Genomic DNA, 18,119 nt, shown 5'->3' on the forward strand with positions numbered 1-18,119 from the left:
CGCTTCAGTCAGTCGGTGTGACTCCACCGCGTCGCGCGCGACGTCGCGACGCCGTCACCCACCCCGCGAGATCGCCTGCACGCCGATCACGTACTTCGAGTTTCTCGCGAGGCGGAGCGGGAAGCCCTGGACGATCGCGTTCGCGTGGGCGTGCTCGGCGACTGGGAACTTGAGCTCGACGACGATCGTGTCGGGGAGGTTGGCGCGGCGCTCGAGGTTGGGCGTGTCGCGGAGCTTCTGGTCGTGGACGCGCTGGTTCCAGTCGACGGTGAGGCGGACGGCGCCGTCGCCGGAGAGGAAATAGCGTCGGTCGTAGCGGTTGATCAGGACGGCGAGCGGGTGCGCGTCGAGCCAGACGCGGCCCGCGGGAGGGAGCGAGGCGCGCAGCGCGCGTCTTCGCGCGAGCCAGCCGCCCGGGGTGGTGGCGCGCAGGTCGAGGCCGGCCGTGCGGTAGGAGAGCTTCCAGCCGAGTCCGCCGCGGCGGCGCTTGATCTCGAGCGTGCCGCGCTCGGGCTCGTGCGTGTCGCCGTACCAGCGCCAGCGCACCTTCGAGCGGCGGCTCGTTCCCGAGAGGTTCTCGTGGAAGGTCGCGAGCGTGTAGCTGTCGAAGTAGACGTTGTTGATGCGGCGCGGCGGGTAGGGCTCGACGAAGCCGGCCCAGTGGCCGCGCACCCACTCGAGCACGAAGTCGCGCTGGTGCGCGGGCGCGACGAACTTGATCTCGTAGCGGAGCGCCTCGAGCGGGGGCGGGCCCGACGGGCGCGGGATCGCGAGCGCCTCGCTCACGCGCTCACACGCTCGGCAGCTGGTTCTGGTCGACGAAGGTGATGCCCGCGCCGGGGAAGCGCGCGCGGATGGCCTCGACCATGCGGCTCACGACCTCGGGGCTCGCGACGTCGACGAAGTAGGTGACCGAGAAGCCGCCGTCGCGCGTGTCGACGCGGCGCAGGTCGGCCGCGGCCGCGCTCTCGGACACGACGGCCGAGAGCGCCTCGAGCGGGCGCGGCGCGCCGTCGTCCGGCCAGTCGATCGACAGGTAGAGGCCCGTGTGCTCGCGGCCGCGGCGGCTCCAGCGCAGGAACGTGACGACGCCGAGGATGATCGCGAAGGCCGCGACGGTCGGGACGAACTGGTCGGCGCCGAGCCCGAGACCGCTGCCGATCGCGATGAAGAGGTAGGCGAGCTCTTCGGGCTCCTTGATGGGCGTGCGGAAGCGCACGATCGACAGCGCGCCCACGAGGCCGAGCGAGAGCGCGAGCGAGCTCTTCACGACGGTGATGATCAGGACCGTCGTGAGCACGATCAGCGGGAAGACCTGCGCGAACTCGCCGCGGTTCGAGAGCGTCGACCCGAAGCGCTCGAAGTGCCAGCGCAGGACGACCGACAGCACGGACCCGATGGCGAGCGCGATGACGAGCGCCGTCAGCGAGAGCGGCGCGCCGACGGGGAGATCGAGCCCGAGGCCGTTCATCGTCGCTGACCACTCCCTCGACGCGCAGTGGACCGGGGGCGGGGAGGTAGCACGGCGGCGGCGCAGCTGCCGACGCGCGGCCCCGTGCGCGGGCGGCGGACTCTACCATCCTGTAGAAAGACGGCGCTCCGGCGCGGCCGTGCCTCCGCATCGGGGCGGAAGCGCACCGGCAGCGCGGCGGAAGGCGCCCGCGGAACGCGCGCGCACTCCGCTACGCAATGGCGGTTTCGGGCCACGCACTTCCGACGCGCGGCTCGCGCCCGCGGCGTCGGACGGCACGGAGTGGGACGCGTTGAACCCGATCGCGAACGCACTCAACAAGCGCGTCTACCCGCGCCTCCCGATCGCGCTCCAGAACGCCGCGTGCACGGCCGCCGGCTACGTGCGCTTCCGGTCGCGCTTCAATCGGCACTTCTACCGGACGCTCGGCGACTGGACGCGCTCGCCGGGGCGCACGCTCGGCGAGCTCCACGCGCTGCAGCGCGAGCGGCTCGACGCCCTCGTGCGCAACGCGCGCGCGAACGTCCCCTACTACCGCGACCTGCCTCCGCCGTCCGACGCGCGCGATCCGCAGGACGCGATGCGCGCGACGCTGCGCGCCATCCCGCCGCTCGAGAAGCGCGCCTACCGCGACCAGCCCGAGGCCTTCCTCTCGCGCCTCGTTCCCGTGCACCGGCTCTACACCGCGCAGACGAGCGGCACGACGGGCACGGCGCTCACGCTGTGGCACTCGCCCGAGACGCTCGCGGAGGAGTACGCGACGGTGTGGCGCATGCGGCGCTCCGTCGGCGTCGACGTCAAGGACCCGTACCTGTCGTTCGCGGGCCAGATGCTCGTGCCGTTCGACCAGTCGACGCCGCCGTTCTGGCGGATCAACTACTACGGACGCCAGACGCTCTTCTCGATCTACCACATGACGCCGACGAATCTCCGCGACTACGTCGACGCCGTCCACGCCTCGCCCGCGCGCTACGTGCAGGGCTATCCGTCGTCGATCCACCTGGTCGCGCGCGCGATGCTCGAGGCGGGCCGGCCGCTGCCCCCGGGCCGGCTCGCGTGCGTCTTCACGTCGTCGGAGTCGCTGCTCGCGTTCCAGCGCGAGGCGATCGAGCGCGCGTTCGGCGCGCCGATCCGCGACCGCTACGGCGTGAGCGAGTTCGCCGTCTCGATGACGCAGTGCGAGGCCGGCCGACTCCACGTCGACATGGAGTTCTGCATCGTCGAGGTCGAGGTGACGGAGGAGACGGACGAGTACGAGCGCGGGCCGCTGCTGATCACGGGCCTCTCGCACGATGCGACGCCGATGTTCCGCTACCGGATCGGCGACGTCGGCACGCGCGCCAAGAAGCCGTGCGCGTGCGGGCGCGAGGGCGACTCGTTCCTCGAGGTCGACGGGCGCATCGAGGACTACGTGCTCACGCCGGACGGTCGCCTCGTCGGCCGCATGGACCACGTGTTCAAGGAGCAGCTCGCCGTGGCGGAGGCGCAGATCCGCCAGCGCGACACGGGCGAGATCGAGGTGCTGATCGTCCCGCGCGACGACTACAGCGAGGCGAGCGAGCGCAGCGTGATCCGCGAGATCCGCTCGCGGCTCGGCAGCGAGATCGGCATCCGCATCCGGCTCGTGTCGTCGATCCCGCGCGAGCCGAACGGCAAGTTCCGCGCGGTGAAGTCGAGGGTCGGGAGGAACGCCCCGTGACGGCGGCCGAGGCGGCCATGCGGCCCGACGTCGGCCTCGCGCGCGCGCGCCCGAGCTATGCCGGGCTCGCGCCGCCGTTCGGCCCGGGCGTGGCCTGGCCCGAGCTCGTCGCCGGCGGCCTCGCCGATCCCGCCGGTGCCGTCGGCGCGCCGAGCCCCGTCTACGCCGCCGTGCGCCGCGCGCTCGCGGGAGCGGGCCTCGACCGAGCGCGCTTCGGCACCGCTTCGTGGAACCCGCTCGGCGCGCTCGCGGCGCCGGGCAGCCGCATCGTGTTGAAGCCCAACTTCATCCGGCACTGGAACCCGTGCGCGGAGGGCACGCTCGACTCGCTCGTGACGCACGGCTCCGTGCTGCGCGCCGTCGCGGACTACGCCTGGCTCGCGGCGGGCGAGGCGGGCAGCGTCGTCGTCGCCGAGGCTCCGCAGCACGACTGCGACTGGGACGTCGTCGCACGCTTCGCCGGTCTTCCCGAGCTCGTCGCGCACTACCGCGCGCGACTCGGGCGCGAGCTCGAGGTCGTCGACCTGCGCCGCGAGTGCGTGCGCTACGAGGACGGCGTGATCGTCGAGCGGCGCGCGCTGCCCGGCGACCCGGCCGGCTACCGCCTCGTCGACCTCGGCGCGCGCAGCGCGTTCGAGGGCTCGGGCCTCGACCCCGCGCGCTTCCGCGGCGCCGACTACGACCCCGGCCCGACCACCGGCCACCACTCGGGGGGCCGGCACGCGTACCTGCTGTCCGAGACGGTGCTCGCGTCCGACCTCGTCGTGAACCTGCCCAAGCTCAAGACGCACAAGAAGACGGGCGTCACGCTCGCGCTCAAGAACCTCGTCGGCATCAACGGCGACAAGAACCTGCTGCCCCACCACTGCGTCGGCGGCGTCGACGAGGGCGGCGACGAGTATCCGGGAAGCGGCGCCCTCGACCGCTGGCGCAGCCGCGCGACCGAGGTCGCGCGGCGCCTGCTCTCGCGCGGCATCGGCACGCGGATCGTGCGCGCGGTGCGGCGCGCCGAGGATCGCGCGCGCGGCGCCGACTTCGTGCGCAGCGGCAACTGGCACGGCAACCGGACGACCTGGCGCATGTGCCTCGACCTGAACCGCGCGCTCTACTACAGCGACGCGTCCGGCGCGCACTTCGACGCCTCTGCGCCCGTGCGGCCGGTGCTCACGGTGCTCGACGGGGTGGTGGCCGGGGAGGGCGAGGGGCCGCTCGCGCCGCGCGACCGCGCGCTCGGCTGCGTCGTGGCCTCGACCGACCCCGTCGCGCTCGACCTCGTCGCCGTGCGCCTCATGGGCTTCGAGGCCGAGCGGATCCCCAAGATCGCGGAGGCGCTGCGCCGAGGCGGCCCGCTGCCCGTCACGTCGGTCGGGGCGCCCGGCGACGTGCGGGTGGTCGCGTTCGACGAAGGCTCGGACGCGCCCCGAACGCTCGGGCTCGACGCGGTGTCGGCCGATGCGGCCTTCGCGCCGCATCCGGGCTGGCGCGGTCACGTCGAGGCGCGCGGGCCCGAGGGCGGCGCGCGCGTGGACGGCGAGAGCCGGCAGGCGGGGGAGACGGCGCGATGTGCGGGATAGCCGGCTTCTCCGGCCGCTTCGACGCGGCCCTGCTCGACCGCATGAACGCGGCGATCGTGCACCGCGGGCCCGACGACGCGGGCACGGCGTTCGACGTCGCCGCCGGCATCGGGCTCGCGCACCGGCGGCTCTCGATCATCGACCTCTCGCCGCGCGGCCACCAGCCGATGGTCGACGCGACGGGCACCGTCACGGTCGTCTACAACGGCGAGATCTACAACTACCGCGAGCTGCGCGACGAGCTCGTCGCCGACGGCTACGCGTTCCGCAGCGACTGCGACACCGAGGTGCTGCTGAACCTCTACCTGCGCGACGGCGACAAGATGATGAGCCGTCTCAACGGCATCTACGCCTTCGCGCTGCACGACTCGCGCGACGACTCGCTGCTCGTCGTGCGCGACGGCCTCGGCGTGAAGCCGCTGTACTGGGCGGAGACCTCGCGCGGCTTCGTGTTCGCGAGCGAGATGAAGGCGCTGCTGCAGGAGCCCTCGATCTCGCGCGAGCTCGACCACGAGAGCGTGCGCCACCACCTCACCTACCTGTGGACGCCGTCGCCGCTCACGATGCTGAAGTCCGTGCGCAAGCTCGAGCCCGGGCACGCGCTGCGCGTGCGCGACGGGCGCGTCGAGCGCCACTGGAAGTTCTACGAGCTCCCGTACGAGCAGGAGATCGTCGACTGGCCGAAGGGCGACGCCGTCGTGCAGGTGCGCAAGTACCTGACGCGCGCCGTCGAGCGACAGCTCGTCGCCGACGTGCCGGTCGGCGCCTTCCTGTCGGGCGGGCTCGACTCGAGCGCGGTCGTCGCGCTCGCGCAGCGCGCGATGGGCACGCAGCGCCTGCAGTGCTTCACGATCGGCTTCAAGGACGCGCGCGCCGAGGTCGAGGGCATGGCCGAGGACCTGCCGTACGCGCAGCGCGTGGCCAAGCACCTCGACGTCGACCTGCACACGATCTACGTGGGCCCGGAGATGGTCGACGAGCTGCCCAACATGGTGTTCCACCTCGACGAGCCGCAGGCGGACCCGGCGCCCATCAACGCGCTGTTCATCAGCCGGCTCGCGCGCGAGCACGGCATCAAGGTGCTGCTCTCCGGCGCGGGCGGCGACGACGTGTTCACGGGCTACCGCCGCCACCGCGCGCTCACGATCGAGCGCTACTGGAGCTGGCTGCCGCTTCCGGCGCGGCGCGCGCTCGCGACCGCGGCCGGCCACGTGCGCCCCGCCAACGAGTTCCTGCGCCGGCTGTCGAAGGCCTTTCGCTATGCGGACCTCGACGGCGACGACCGGCTCGCCTCCTACTTCCAGTGGATCGACGGCGACCAGCTCGCGCCCGTCTTCCACCCGCGGCTGCGCGAGGAGTTCGCGCGCTCGCCGCGCAGCCCAGTGCTGCGCGCGCTCGACGGGCTGCCGAGGAGCGTCGCCCCGCTCAATCGCATGCTCTTCCTCGAGACGAAGTTCTTCCTCGCGGACCACAACCTGAACTACGTCGACAAGGTGTCGATGGCGAACGGCGTCGAGGTGCGCGTGCCGCTCCTCGACCCCGAGCTCGTCGCGCTCGTGGCCCGCCTGCCCGTCGGGTACAAGCAGCGCGGCAACACCGGCAAGTGGGTGCTGCGGCGCGCGATGGCGCCGTACCTGCCGCGCGAGGTGCTCTATCGCGGCAAGACGGGCTTCGGCGCGCCGCTGCGCAACTGGCTCCGCAGCGAGCTCGCTCCGCTCGTCGACGAGCTGCTCGCGGAGCGGGCGCTCGAGGCGCGCGGGCTCTTCGACCCGGCCGGCGTGCGCGCGCTGGTCGACGCCGATCGCGCCCGGCGCCAGGACGCGAGCTACACGATCTTCTCGCTGATGTGCATCGAGCTGTGGTGCCGCATGTTCGTCGACGTGCCCGCGCCGGCGCTCGCGCCGCGCGTCGAGTCCCGGAGGACGCGGTGAAGCAGGTCGTCCAGACGCCGCGCAGCGGCGCGCTCGAGCTCGTCGAGGTGCCGGCTCCGACGCCGGGGCCGGGCCAGGTGCTCGTGCGCACGCACTACTCGGTGATGTCGCCCGGCACCGAGAAGATGGCGATGGAGTTCGCGCGCAAGTCGCTGCTCGGCAAGGCGCAGAGCCGGCCCGACCTCGTGAGGCAGGTGGTCCGCAAGCTGCGCCACGAGGGCCCGCTCCAGACCTATCGCGCCGTGCTCGGGCGGCTCGACGCGCCGCAGCCGCTCGGATACTCGAGCGCGGGCGTCGTCGAGGAGTGCGGCCCGGGCGTGCGCGGCCTCGCGCCCGGCGACCGCGTCGCGTGCGCGGGCGCCGGCTATGCGAATCACGCCGAGCTCGTCGTCGTGCCCGAGAACCTCGTCGCGCGCGCGCCCGACGGCGTCGGCCTCGACGATGCGGCGTTCGCGACCGTGGGTGCGATCGCGATGCAGGGCGTGCGCCTCGCGCGCCCCGAGCTCGGCGAGGTCGCGGTGGTCGTCGGGCTCGGCCTGATCGGCCAGCTCGCCGTGCAGCTCCTGCGCGCGGCGGGCTGCCGCGTGCTCGGCGTCGACACCAACGAGGCGCGCGCGAAGCTCGCGCTCGACAACGGCGCCGAGTGGGTCGCCGCGCCCGGCTCGATCGCGCCGTCGTGGAAGGACGTCGCGACCGAGGGGCACGGCGCCGACCTCGCGGTCGTCGCCGCGTCCGCCGATTCGTCGGCGCCGATCGCGCTCGCGGCCGATCTCTGTCGCGCGCGCGGGCGCATCGCGGTCGTCGGCGCGATGCCGATGGAGCTCGACCGCCGCGTCTTCTACGACAAGGAGCTCGAGCTCGCGGTCAGCAAGTCGTACGGCCCCGGCCGCTACGACTACCGCTACGAGGAGCAGGGCTACGACTACCCGCTCGCCTACGTGCGCTGGACGGAGAACCGCAACCTCGGCGCGTTCCTCGCGCTCGTGCGCGCGGGCAGCGTCGACCCGAAGCGGCTCGGCGCCGAGACGGTCGCCTTCGACGACGCCGTCGCGAGCTACGAGTCGCTCGCGAGCGGGCGGAGCGCCGCGCTCTCGGTGCTCTTCCGCTATGCGCCGGACGCCGCGTCGGCGGCGCGCCGCATCGAGCTCGCGTCGCCGCGCGAGGCGAAGGACTCCGTCGGCGTCGCCTTCCTCGGCGCGGGCACCTACGCGAAGGGCGTGCTGCTGCCGGCGCTCGGGCGCGGCGCGGCCGTGCGGCCCGTCTCGCTCGTGACGGCGACGGGCGCCTCGGCGCGCAAGACGGCGGAGCGCTTCGGCTTCGCGCGCTGCGCGACGGACCCCGACGACGCGCTCGCCGATCCGTCGGTCGACCTCGTCGTCATCGCGACGCGGCACGACTCGCACGCGGAGCTCGCGTGCCGCGCGCTGCGCGCGGGCAAGGCCGTGTGGCTCGAGAAGCCGGTCGGCCTCGATCTCGACGAGGTCGACGCCGTCGCCGCCGCCGCGCGCGAGACCGGCGGCTTCCTCACCGTCGGCTACAACCGGCGCGCCTCGGCGCACGTGCGCGCGGTGCGGGACGCGTTCGCCGGGCGCGGCGCGCCGCTCTCGATCCAGTACACGGTGGCGGCCGGGCCGCCTCCCGCCGGCACCTGGATCACCGACCCGCGCACCGGCGGCGGGCGCGTCGTCGGCGAGCTCTGCCACTTCGTCGACCTGTGCACGCACCTCGTCGGCGCGCCGCCCGCGCGCGTGTTCGCGCAGGCGCTCGGCCGCGACCCGGAGCGCGACGACTCGGTCGTCGTGCAGCTCGGCTTCGCCGACGGCTCGGTCGCGAGCATCGGCTACCTCGCGCGCGCGAGCGCGGAGCTCCCCAAGGAACGCTTCGAGGTCTCGGGCGAGGGGCGCACGATGCGCTGCGAGAACTTCCGCTCGACGACGGGCCACGGTGCGCGCGGGCTCACCACGGTGAACCAGGACAAGGGCCAGGAGGCGGCGCTCGCTGCCGCCGTCGAGGCCGTCCGCGCCGGTGCGCCGTCGCCCATCCCGCTCGACGAGATCGTCGCCGGCGCGCGCGCGACGTTCGCCGTGCTCGAGTCGATCGAGACGGGGCGGGCGGTCGAGGTCGCGGGATGAGCGAGGCCGCGCCCGTCCCGATGTCCGGCGCGGCACCGGCGGAGCCCGCGCGGCGGCGCACCGAGGGCGGGCCCGACCTCCGCCTCGCGGCGATCCTGTTCGCGGCGATCCCCGCGGTCGCGTTCCTCGTGTGCGGCATCGCGTTCGCGTCGGGGACTCGCGGCGACGAGATGACCATGGTGGTGATCGCCATGTTCACGTTCGTCGTCGGCGTCCTGCCCATCGCCGTCCAGGCGCTGCTCCCGGCGAGCCGTCGCCACCTGTTCATCTCCCTCTTCGCGCTCGCCTTCCTCGTGTACTTCGTGCTGCCGGTGTTCCCGGAGTACTTCTGGAGCGACCACGAGGGCTTCCAGCGCGATCGCCTCATCAACATCGCCCCGGCCGACATCGTCAACGGTCAGCTCGCCGCGCTCGTCGCGCTGTGCTCGGTGCTCGCGGGCTTCGCACTGCCGCTCGGCAAGGTCGCGGCGGCCGTGCTGCCGTCGCCGCGGTACGACTGGGGCTACGCGAACACCCTGCTCATCGCCGTGCTGATGATCGCGTTCGGGTGGCTGATCTTCCTGCTCGGTCAGTTCGGACTGCTTCCGCGCGACCTCGGGACGGGCTTCCTCGGCACCCTCAGCTCGAGCTACTACCTCGGCAACGGCATGCTCGTCATCGCGGCGCTCCGACACCGCTCGCGCGCCGCGGTCCTGCTTCTCCTGGTGATGTTGCCGCCGTCGATGGGCTTCGCCTTCTTCACGGGCTCGAAGAAGCTCGTGCTCGCCCCGCTCGCGACCATCGCACTCGCCCACATCGTGACCACCCGACGCGTGCGAATCTCGTGGTTCCTCGGCGGCCTCGTGGCGATCACGTTCCTGTATCCGATCGCGCAGTTCTACCGCGACGTCGTCCAGGTCGGGAACCAGCTCGGCGCGGTCGAGGTGCTCCGCAATCCCGGTCGCGCCATCGGATTGTTGTCCGCGTTCGTGAGCTCGGTCGACTGGGGCGAGTACCTCCTCGCCGGGCTGAACGCGACGTCGTCGCGCATGAGTGCGCTCGGCATCCTGTCCGTGATCGTGCGCGACACGCCCGACGCGGTCCCGTTCCAGGGAGGCTGGACCGTCGGGCTCGTGTTCATCTCCTACATCCCGCGCATCGTCTGGCCGGACAAGCCGATCACCACGATCGGGCAGTGGGTCACCGACAACTACGGCGCGGGCCCGATCGTGACGTCGCAGACAGGGCCGTCGCAGGTCGGGGAGCTCTTCTTCAACTTCGGGTGGCCCGGCATCATCCTCGGGATGCTGGTGATCGGGATGCTCTTCCGCCTGATGAGCGAGATGGTGTTCCGGCCGAACGCACCGACGGTCGCGCTGATCACGGCCGTCACCGCGTTGTGGACGATCCTGCTGAGCCTGCAGGGCGCGCTCACGGGCCTGATCAACGGCTTCGTCTTCGCATTGATCCCGATCGTCGCCGCGCACCTGATCGTCCGCTTCGTGCTCGGTGGGCGGCCTGCGGCGCGAGGAGCGGAACCCTACTCCGCGTAGCCGAGGTTTCGCAGCAGCTCGATCGGGATGTCGGATTCGGTGTCGCTCTCGACGGGGTGCCAGTACGGAACCGCCGCCTCGAGCGCCGCTCGCAGTCGGTCCAGTCGCGCTCGATCGCTTCCGGCGACGTCCCGATGCTCGGTCGGATCGCGCAGGAGGTCGTAGACCTGCGTCGTCTCCCCGTAGCCGGACCAGACGAGCTTCGCGTCAGCGAGGTCGATTCCGCGTTGCACGATCAGCGTCTGGTACGGGCGATGCCACGCGGACGGAGTCCGGATGTACGACGATGCGTAGCGCTCGTCGCGCCGAAGGCGAACGCGCGCGTCGACCCAGCGATCGAGGGATTCCACGCGCTCGCCGCGCGGGCGGGCGGCGAGTCGAGGAAGGAGGTCGAAGAAGTCGCGGGCTTCGAGGCGTCCCCCGACCCGCTCCGCGGCGACGTCTTCGGCGCACAGGATCGCGGGGAGGTGGAGCAGCTCGGGATGGAGCGACAGGCCGTGCCCGAGCCCGCCGTGCTCGCCGAACTCCTCGCCGTGGTCGGACGTGAGGAACACGAGTGTCGACGGCCCGAGGGCGCGCACGGCGTCGCCGATGAGTGCGCTCACCTGACCGTCCGCGAACGACAGCTCGCGCTCGTACGCCCGGTGCGCGTTGGCCGGCACCTGGAGGTTGGCGTCGCTTCCGCCGCTGAGATAAGGCATGTGCGGGTCGAGGTAGTGCACGTACAGGAACAGTGGCCGAGCCCCCGGCGAGGTGCGCGCGCGCTCGGCCAGGAAGCGCCGGACGGCTTCGTTCACGTCGGTGGCGCGCGCGTACGGTGCAGTCGGAGAGTCGAGCTCCTCGAACCGGTCGAAGCCGCGGCTGAAGCCCGACGCGATGCCCACGTTCGCGTAGTTGGCCACGAACGCGGCAGTCTCGTAACCGGCGCGCCGCATCACCTCCGCGAGCGTCGTCGCACCGCTCGCGAGGCGAAGTCCGCGATCGATCGCTCCGTGCTCCTCGGGAAGGAGGCCCGTGAAGAACGAGGCCACCGACGGACGCGTCCACGGCGCATTCGCATGCACGTCGGCGAAGCGCACACACTTCGCTGCGAGCGCGTCGAGAGCGGGCATCGAGTGCGTGGTGTTGCCGTACTCCGCGAGCGAGTCCGCTCGCCAGGTGTCGACGAGCACGAAGACGAGACTGCGCGGGTCGAGGTCGCCGTTCGCGCTCGCGAGCGGCGACGGCGCCACGGGCGCGCTCGTCGACGCCGCGCGGCCGCGCGCCCATTCGGCCTCGCGCACGTCCTCGATCGGCGTCGCGAGCGCGTAGTACGCGGGCGTCCCGAGCAGGGTGTTGTGGCGGAGCAGGTGCCAGCGCGACCCGTCCGATGCGTGGAAGGCCAGCAATACCGCCGCGGGCGTCGCGATGAACCCCGATGCGGCCGTCGCAGCGAGAGGGGCGGCCGGAAGCGAAGCGCGCCCGCGATCGACGATCCACGCGTAGAGCAGACCGCCGAGGAGGGTCGCCGCGAGGACGCTCGCGCCGTCGTCGGGCCGGTGCGTGAGCTCGCGGACGTGCCACACCGCGACGGCGGCGACGCCGAGCGATGCCACCGCGCCGAGGGGGCGTGCGAGCCGCGCTGCGAGACGAGCCGTCGCGTGCAGGGCGACGGCGAGCGCCGCGTAGGCGAGTGCGACGGGGACGAGGTCGGCGGCCGGATGCGTGTAGCGATCGCACGCGAGCGCGAGGCCCTGGAAGCCGGCGGCAAGGGCGAGCGCCTCGGCGACGAAACGTACGCCTCCATGTCGCGCTGCGGATCCGTCACTCGCGGTCATGTCGCTCTCCGCTGACACCGGTGGGGGACTGTCGGGTCCACACGCTCCCGCGGCATCGCTCACGGTCCGCGACGGGTAGCGCGAAGCGCGGGTGGTTGCGCCTCACCGGCGGTCTCGCGGAGGACGGTGCACAGGGCGTCGACCGAACGTTCCCAGGTGAGCTCCGCGACGCGCCGCGCGCCGACCTCGACGCGGCGTGCGACATCGGGCCGCCCGACGAGCACGTCCTCGATCGCGCGTGCGACGTCGTCGGGATCGGTCGGGCGGAAGTAGCGCGCGGCGCCTCCCGCGATCTCGCGGAACGACGGCAAGTCGCTCGCGAGGATCGGTGTCCTCGCGAGCATCGCCTCGAGCAGCGGATGCCCGAAGGTCTCGAGCAGGGAAGGGAACACGAGCGCGAGCGCGCCGCGGTAGTACGCGAGCACCTGGGCGTAGGGTACGGCGCCGAGGAAGCGCACACGGCTCGCAACGCCGAGCCGGCGCGCCTCGGATTCGAGATGGCGCGCCCAGCCTGGGTCGAGATCGCGTCCGCCGGCGATCCAGAACTCGACACGCGGGTCGACGCGGAGCAGCGCCTCGAAGACGACCTCGAGATTCTTGTGTCGCTCGAGGTTCGCGGGCACGAACAGGTAGGGCGGGAGCGGGCCCTCGGCCGCGGCGGCGATTGGCGCCGTCTCGAACGCGGCGGCGTCGATCCCGTGCGGGACGATCGTGAAACGCTCCGGGGCGATGCCGACGAGCGGGCCGATCGCGTCGGCGGCGGCGCGCGTCGGCGTCACGACGCGCACGTCCGGTCGACGCACGCCGCGGCGGACGAGCCGGAAGAGGAGCCGCGTGCGCGGCGTGTCGTAGAAGCGACGGTCGTAGATGTTGAGATTGCGGAGCGCGACCACCGTCGGCGCGTGGCCGACCGCGGGGGCGACGTCCGCCGGGCAGTAGAGCACGTCGAACTCGCGCGCGGCGCGTGGGAGCCACAGCTGCTCGACGGCCACGCGTGCGAGCGTGCCCACGCCGCGCGACTCGGGCAGGTCGACCTCGATCCTCGGCAGCCCCGCCGCCTCCTCCGCGGACAGCCGACCCCGCGCGATGGCAACGTGGAACGAAAGGCCGCGATCGACGCGCGCGGCTTCGCGCAGGAGATTGCGCAGATAGCTCCGACTGCCGCCGGTCGAGGCGAGCGACAGCCCGTTGACGAGCACGCGGACGGACACGGCGGCGCAGGGTAGCGGCCCGGTGCGGGCCGCGGCTGGCAGCCGTGCCGACGATCTCCGATCCTCGCCGCGCCGGCTCCCCCACGAGAGATCGAATGCGGATCCGACCTTCGACCGCGCTCGTCTGCGCGCTCCTCGCGAGTGGCGGCGCCGCGCACGCCTGGGACATCTGGCCTTCGCCCTTCGGCGGCGGCGAGCGTCTCGACCAGCATCAGGACGAGACGGCCGACGGGAGCGCCGTCCACGTGCGGCCCGGCGCGCCGGTCGGCCAGACGTTCGTTCCGGACCGGGCCTTCCTCGCGCGACTCGACGTCGCGATCGGAAACCAACGCGACGAGCGTCCCGGGTGGATCGGTCTGTGGCGATGGCGCGGCTCGCGCGAGCGGACCGTCGCGAGCGACCCGCTGTGGAGCGATCGAGTCGATCTCGCGGGACCACCGAGCTTCGCGACGCGTTCCTTCTTCCCGATGCTCGCCGTCGAGCCCGGGCGCGCGCTCTACCTCGAGCTGCGCGCCGACGGGCGCGGCTCCTTCCGCGTGAAGCACTCGCCGGTCGGTGGAGACGCCTATCCGCGCGGCGGCGTGATCGGCCCTCCCGATCGGTCCTACGCGCGGTTCGACCTCTGGTTCCGGACGTTCGATCGCGGCGATCCGGCGGGCTCGCCCTCGATCGCGGACGATGGCTACGACGCAGCGCCGCGCTGGCGCCGGCCGAAGGCGCCCTCCTCGATCGCGGGGCGCGACGCATACCTCGCTCGCGTCCGCGCCTTCGCGGGCCATGTTCGCGCCGATGCCGTGCGCAACTGTCGGCAGCCCGACGGAGGCAACGCATTGCGCGAGGCGCTGCTGTACCGGATCTCGTGCGCCGACGGCGCATGCGACGAGACGCATGCACGGGCGGCGCGCGACATGCTGCGCGCGGTGTACTCGTGGCGGACGTGCTCTCACGAGGTGCATCCACTCGGCAGCCGTTGTGCTCGGCGCTGCGAGGCGTCGCCGAAGCCCTGGCCCGGCTGGATGCTCGAGCCCGCGCTCGCCGCACTCTGGCTCGAGTCCTCGCCGAGCTTCGGACCGGACGATCGCCAGCGCACCCGAACGCTCGTCGCGGAGGCCGCGCGGCGCGCATTCCCCGAACGCGAGCACGGGGCTTTCAATCGCGCGATGCAGGCCGCCGCGGCCTTCGCGCTCTCCGCTCGGCTCTCCCCCGACGACCCGGACGCGCCCCGATGGCGCGCCTATGCGGACGAGGTCTGGTCGGCGTTCTGGTCGGTGCGCGACACGCGAGAGGACTCCTCGAGCTACACGGGCGCCGTCTTCGTGCCGTCGCTGCTGCTCTACGCGGACGCTGCGGGCCGCGACGAGGAGCTGTGGCGAGACGCCGGATTCCGTCTGTTCGTGGACGGTCTCGCGAACACGATCCTCCCGGCCGGGCTGCCGGCGACGTTCGGCGACGGAGTCGGAGCGTCGCACGAGATCGGAGGTCTGGTCTGGCTCTTCGAGCGCGCCGCGACGCGCCTGCACGAGCCTCGGTATCGCTGGATCGCCCGGCGTCTCTTCGACTACCACCAGCGCTTCGTCGCCGATGCGCCGCCCGCCGCGGAGTCACTCCAGAAGTCGATCACGTGGCTCGGCCTCGCATGGCTCGACGCGGATCCGGCGCTCGCGCCGGTTGCCCCGACGGCGCTTCGCGATCGCCGCCTCGTCGATCCCGCGTCGGTGGAGCCGCGCTCGCTCGATCCGGGGGAGGAGTTCGTCCACGAGATCGCGCTGCCGCTCGACGCCGGTCCGCTCGCGGGTCTCGACGTCGACCTGCGCACGGCAACTGCCACGGAGCTGCGACTCGAGCTCCGCAGGGACGACGGCACCCGCGTCTTCTCCGAGCGTCGACCGATCCCGGCGGGAGCCCAGCGCGTCGAGTTCCGCCCGCTCGCGCCGGACGGCGAGGGCTCGTCGCGTTCGGGAGTCGGTGGGCCGCGCGCGCTCACGCTCGCGCTGCGAGCCGATGCCGCGCTCGAGCTCGCGAGTCGCGCGTCCGGGAGCGGTTCGGGGTGGCTGACCGTCGTACTTCTCGAAGGCGAGGGGTCGCGCATGGTCGAGCGGCGCGAGGGCGCGTTCCTGCCGAACGAGCGCCGTGTCGAGGGACGGTCGGACTTCGCCTTCGGCCCGGCGCGCGTGCCCTCGAAGCTGGTGCTGCGCTCGGGCTTCGCGGCCGACGACCTCGCGGCCGTTTTCAACCTCCTCAGCGCGTATGGGCACGGCCAGGAGGAGACGGGCGCTCTCGTGACGCTCATGGACGGCGGGTCGCTGCTCGTCGAGGACACGCCGACGCCCTATTGGGAGCACGAGCGGCGTCGTCACGACGAGTCGGTACCCGTCCTCCGTCGTTATTCCGGCTCGACCGCGGACGCGCCGGCGCCGCCGGCGGCGTCGGTCTCGGAGTGGATGGACGGTCGCGGTGTGACGATCGCCGCGATCGACTGGCAGGACCGCGGCGGTGCGCGCGCGACGGAGCAGCGCCGCGTGCTGTTCGTCAAGAATCGATTTCTCGTCGTGCGCGATCGCTTCCGGTTCGGCGGCCCGATGGTCGCGAGTGCAGGTGTCGTATGGCACGTGGGCTCGGTGCTCGGGCGCATGGGCGACGACTTCGACGCAGTGCTCCCCGCTCCACTCTCGAACGTGTGGGTGATTGCGAATCCCGCGCGCCATCTCTGGCTGTCGCTCGTCGGTCGCCCCGGTCAGCGCGCGCGCGCGTTCGTGGAGCCATCCTACCTGCCTCCCCCCGGCTGTTCGCGCCACCCGCTCGAGGCCTCGGTGACCGCCGAGTGTCGCCGCGGCTCGCCGTGGGTGATCGCGACGCGCTGGACGGGCGCGGCGCAGACGGGCGACGAGCTGTGGTTCGACGCCGTGCTCGTGCCGACCTCGCAAGGTCTCGATGGGCCGAAACGCGAGGACTCCGTCCGCGTCGTACGAGCGTCGGGGGCGGACCTCGCACTCGAGATCCGCATCGGGGACGAGCGGTGGTCGGTGTGCGATCGCCCGGGCACTGCCGCCGGTGCGCCGCGTGCATGCGGGGCCGACGTCGAGACGGACGCCGAGAGCGTCATCGCCCGGCGCGACGCGACAGGCCACTACCTGCTCGCCCACCGCGTCCGGACGCTCGACACGCGCGGCCTGGTTCGGCGATGGGAGACTCCAGCGACGATCGAGGAGGGTCTCGATCGCTCGCGCGATCGCGTCGCGGGCCCGTGAGCGGGCGGCGGTCGCCGACCGGCGCCCGTCTGGCGACTACGCGCCGGCCGTCGCGATGCGCGCGGCGATGCGCAGCGGCGCGAGCTCGGGCGCGGGGGCGGCGAAGGGGACCGCCTCCGCGACCGGGGCCGCCGTGCCGTCCCGGTCGCCGGCAGCGAGCTCGTCGAGCACGGCGAGCAGGGCCGCGGCACTCCGACGCCAGGTGAACTGCGTCACGCGCTCGCGGCCGCGTTTCACGAGTGCCTCGGCCGCGCCTCGCGCGAAGAGAGCCTCCTCGATCGCCTTCGCGAGTGCGCTCGGCGAGAAGGGATCGGCGTAGAACGCCGCGTCGCCCGCAATCTCGCGGAAGACGGGAATGTCGGCGGCGACGAGCGGGACGTCGGCCGCCATCGCCTCGAGGAGCGGGTGCCCGAAGGTCTCGAGGTAGGAGGGGAAGACGAACAGGTCCGCGCCGCGGTAGTAGCGCCGGATCTCCGCGTACGGCACCTCGCCGAGCAGGTGGATGCCTTCGGCGAGCTCGCCCGCGGCGTCGCGCGCTTCGCGCATCGCCGCGGCGGCGGCCGCATCCGGCTCGTCCCCGACGATCACGAGGTCGGGAACGTCCGGCCGGCGCTTCGCCAGCTCGACCCAGGCCTCGATCAGTCGCACGTAGTTCTTGTAGGGATAGACGGAGCTCACGGACAGGATGTACCCGCGCTCGTGCGGCTCGCGCTCCTCCCGCGCATCGCGCCACGGCGCCACGTCGATTCCGTGGTGGATGACCTTCCGGCGCGCGGGCTCGAGGCCGATCGCGTCGCCGATCCAGCTCGCCGAATCGCGGCTCACGAACAGGATGCGGTCGGCGCAGCGGGCGGAGAGCCGAGCCAGTGCGTTCAGCGCGAAGACGCGCGCGCGCTGGACCCAGGTGAGCCCCTGTCCTTCGCCGAGCGTGAACACGTTCGGATTCCGGAAGGCGGCCATGGTCGGGCAGCCCGCGTCGAGCGGAGCCATCTCGCCGGCGGAGAAGTACGCGTCCGCGCCCCACTCGCGCGCGAGGCGGCCTGCTCGGCGGTACGTGAACCGCAGGCGGTCGAGGAGGCCGAGCGCACCGAGGTACTCGACCTCGACGTTCGCGCACGGCGCGAGTGCAGCGGCCACGCGCGCATCCGCGCACAGCACCTTGAAGCGGTGGCGCGGCGCCTGGCGCGAGAGCTCGGGGACGATGTTGACGAGATAGGTGAAGCCGCCGCCGCCCTTCGCCATCGAGCCGTCGATCACGATGCGCCGGCCGCGCGCGTCCGTTTCCCGAAGCCGCACTCCGTCCTTCGTTCGTCCCACGGCCTTCCCTCGCCCCGGCCCGATGCGCCGGATTGCCTGCCTGGTGCGGGGTGGCTGCGCGGCGGCGTTTGTGGCAGGAATCGCCGCTCGCCTCGCGAGAACGCTCGGTCCGATGTGCAGTGGAATGCCGGCCGAACGCCGGGTCGCGCGGCTGCAGGCCCCCCGCCCGGGGAAGTGGTATCTGAGG

The 18,119-nt window shown here is 72.8% G+C and carries 11 protein-coding genes; 6 read left to right on the forward strand and 5 right to left on the reverse strand.

Features of this window, described 5'->3' with window-relative positions; translation table 11 throughout:
* Window positions 1-54 precede the first annotated feature (54 nt).
* Both R3E88_19895 and R3E88_19900 read right to left on the reverse strand, forming a co-directional pair.
* Window positions 55-786, reverse strand: a complete 732-nt coding sequence (locus R3E88_19895) for a polyphosphate polymerase domain-containing protein (protein MEZ4218744.1) — start codon at window positions 784-786, stop codon at window positions 55-57.
* A 4-nt stretch (window positions 787-790) separates the two neighbouring features.
* Window positions 791-1,471 (reverse strand): DUF4956 domain-containing protein, encoded by a 681-nt coding sequence (locus R3E88_19900; protein MEZ4218745.1) that lies wholly within the window; start codon window positions 1,469-1,471, stop codon window positions 791-793.
* 292 nt (window positions 1,472-1,763) lie between these two features.
* Between R3E88_19900 and R3E88_19905 the strand changes: the two genes are divergently transcribed.
* From R3E88_19905 to R3E88_19925, 5 genes are read left to right on the forward strand one after another with little or no spacing between them, the layout of a single operon-like run.
* The gene (locus tag R3E88_19905; protein ID MEZ4218746.1) at window positions 1,764-3,170 is read left to right on the forward strand and encodes a hypothetical protein; all 1,407 of its coding nucleotides are present in this window, start codon (window positions 1,764-1,766) and stop codon (window positions 3,168-3,170) included.
* Window positions 3,167-4,744, forward strand: coding sequence for a DUF362 domain-containing protein (locus tag R3E88_19910; protein MEZ4218747.1), 1,578 nt, complete (start codon window positions 3,167-3,169; stop codon window positions 4,742-4,744). Before R3E88_19905 ends, R3E88_19910 begins: the two co-directional genes overlap by 4 nt.
* Complete coding sequence (gene asnB / locus R3E88_19915) at window positions 4,732-6,675, forward strand: asparagine synthase (glutamine-hydrolyzing) (protein MEZ4218748.1); 1,944 nt, start codon at window positions 4,732-4,734, stop codon at window positions 6,673-6,675. Before R3E88_19910 ends, asnB begins: the two co-directional genes overlap by 13 nt.
* Window positions 6,672-8,807 (forward strand): Gfo/Idh/MocA family oxidoreductase, encoded by a 2,136-nt coding sequence (locus R3E88_19920; GenBank protein ID MEZ4218749.1) that lies wholly within the window; start codon window positions 6,672-6,674, stop codon window positions 8,805-8,807. The genes asnB and R3E88_19920 overlap by 4 nt, the downstream gene beginning before the upstream one ends.
* A complete protein-coding gene (locus tag R3E88_19925; GenBank protein MEZ4218750.1) occupies window positions 8,804-10,339 on the forward strand; it encodes a hypothetical protein in 1,536 nt (511 codons plus the stop codon). Before R3E88_19920 ends, R3E88_19925 begins: the two co-directional genes overlap by 4 nt.
* Here R3E88_19925 and R3E88_19930 read toward each other — a convergent pair.
* A complete protein-coding gene (locus R3E88_19930) occupies window positions 10,327-12,156 on the reverse strand; it encodes a sulfatase (protein ID MEZ4218751.1) in 1,830 nt (609 codons plus the stop codon). The genes R3E88_19925 and R3E88_19930 overlap by 13 nt on opposite strands.
* 59 nt (window positions 12,157-12,215) lie before the next feature.
* Complete coding sequence (locus R3E88_19935; protein MEZ4218752.1) at window positions 12,216-13,367, reverse strand: glycosyltransferase family 1 protein; 1,152 nt, start codon at window positions 13,365-13,367, stop codon at window positions 12,216-12,218.
* A 95-nt stretch (window positions 13,368-13,462) separates the two neighbouring features.
* Here R3E88_19935 and R3E88_19940 point away from each other — a divergent pair, with 95 nt between their 5' ends.
* Window positions 13,463-16,615 (forward strand): hypothetical protein, encoded by a 3,153-nt coding sequence (locus R3E88_19940; protein ID MEZ4218753.1) that lies wholly within the window; start codon window positions 13,463-13,465, stop codon window positions 16,613-16,615.
* 36 nt (window positions 16,616-16,651) lie between these two features.
* Here the strand turns inward: R3E88_19940 and R3E88_19945 are convergent, their stop codons facing one another.
* Entirely contained in the window at window positions 16,652-17,911 is a 1,260-nt protein-coding gene (locus R3E88_19945) for a glycosyltransferase family 1 protein (protein ID MEZ4218754.1), read from the reverse strand.
* Between the last annotated feature and the right edge of the window lie 208 nt (window positions 17,912-18,119).

Source organism: Myxococcota bacterium (assembly GCA_041389495.1).
Taxonomy (GTDB): Bacteria; Myxococcota_A; UBA9160; order UBA9160; family UBA4427; genus JAWKRT01.

Coding starts and splice junctions, on each gene's coding strand:
- R3E88_19900 (MEZ4218745.1), bottom strand. CDS start 1,471: ATGAACGGCCTCGGGCTCGATCTCCCCGTCGGCGCGCCGCTCTCGCTG.
- asnB (MEZ4218748.1), top strand. CDS start 4,732: ATGTGCGGGATAGCCGGCTTCTCCGGCCGCTTCGACGCGGCCCTGCTC.
- R3E88_19925 (MEZ4218750.1), top strand. CDS start 8,804: ATGAGCGAGGCCGCGCCCGTCCCGATGTCCGGCGCGGCACCGGCGGAG.
- R3E88_19930 (MEZ4218751.1), bottom strand. CDS start 12,156: ATGACCGCGAGTGACGGATCCGCAGCGCGACATGGAGGCGTACGTTTC.
- R3E88_19940 (MEZ4218753.1), top strand. CDS start 13,463: ATGCGGATCCGACCTTCGACCGCGCTCGTCTGCGCGCTCCTCGCGAGT.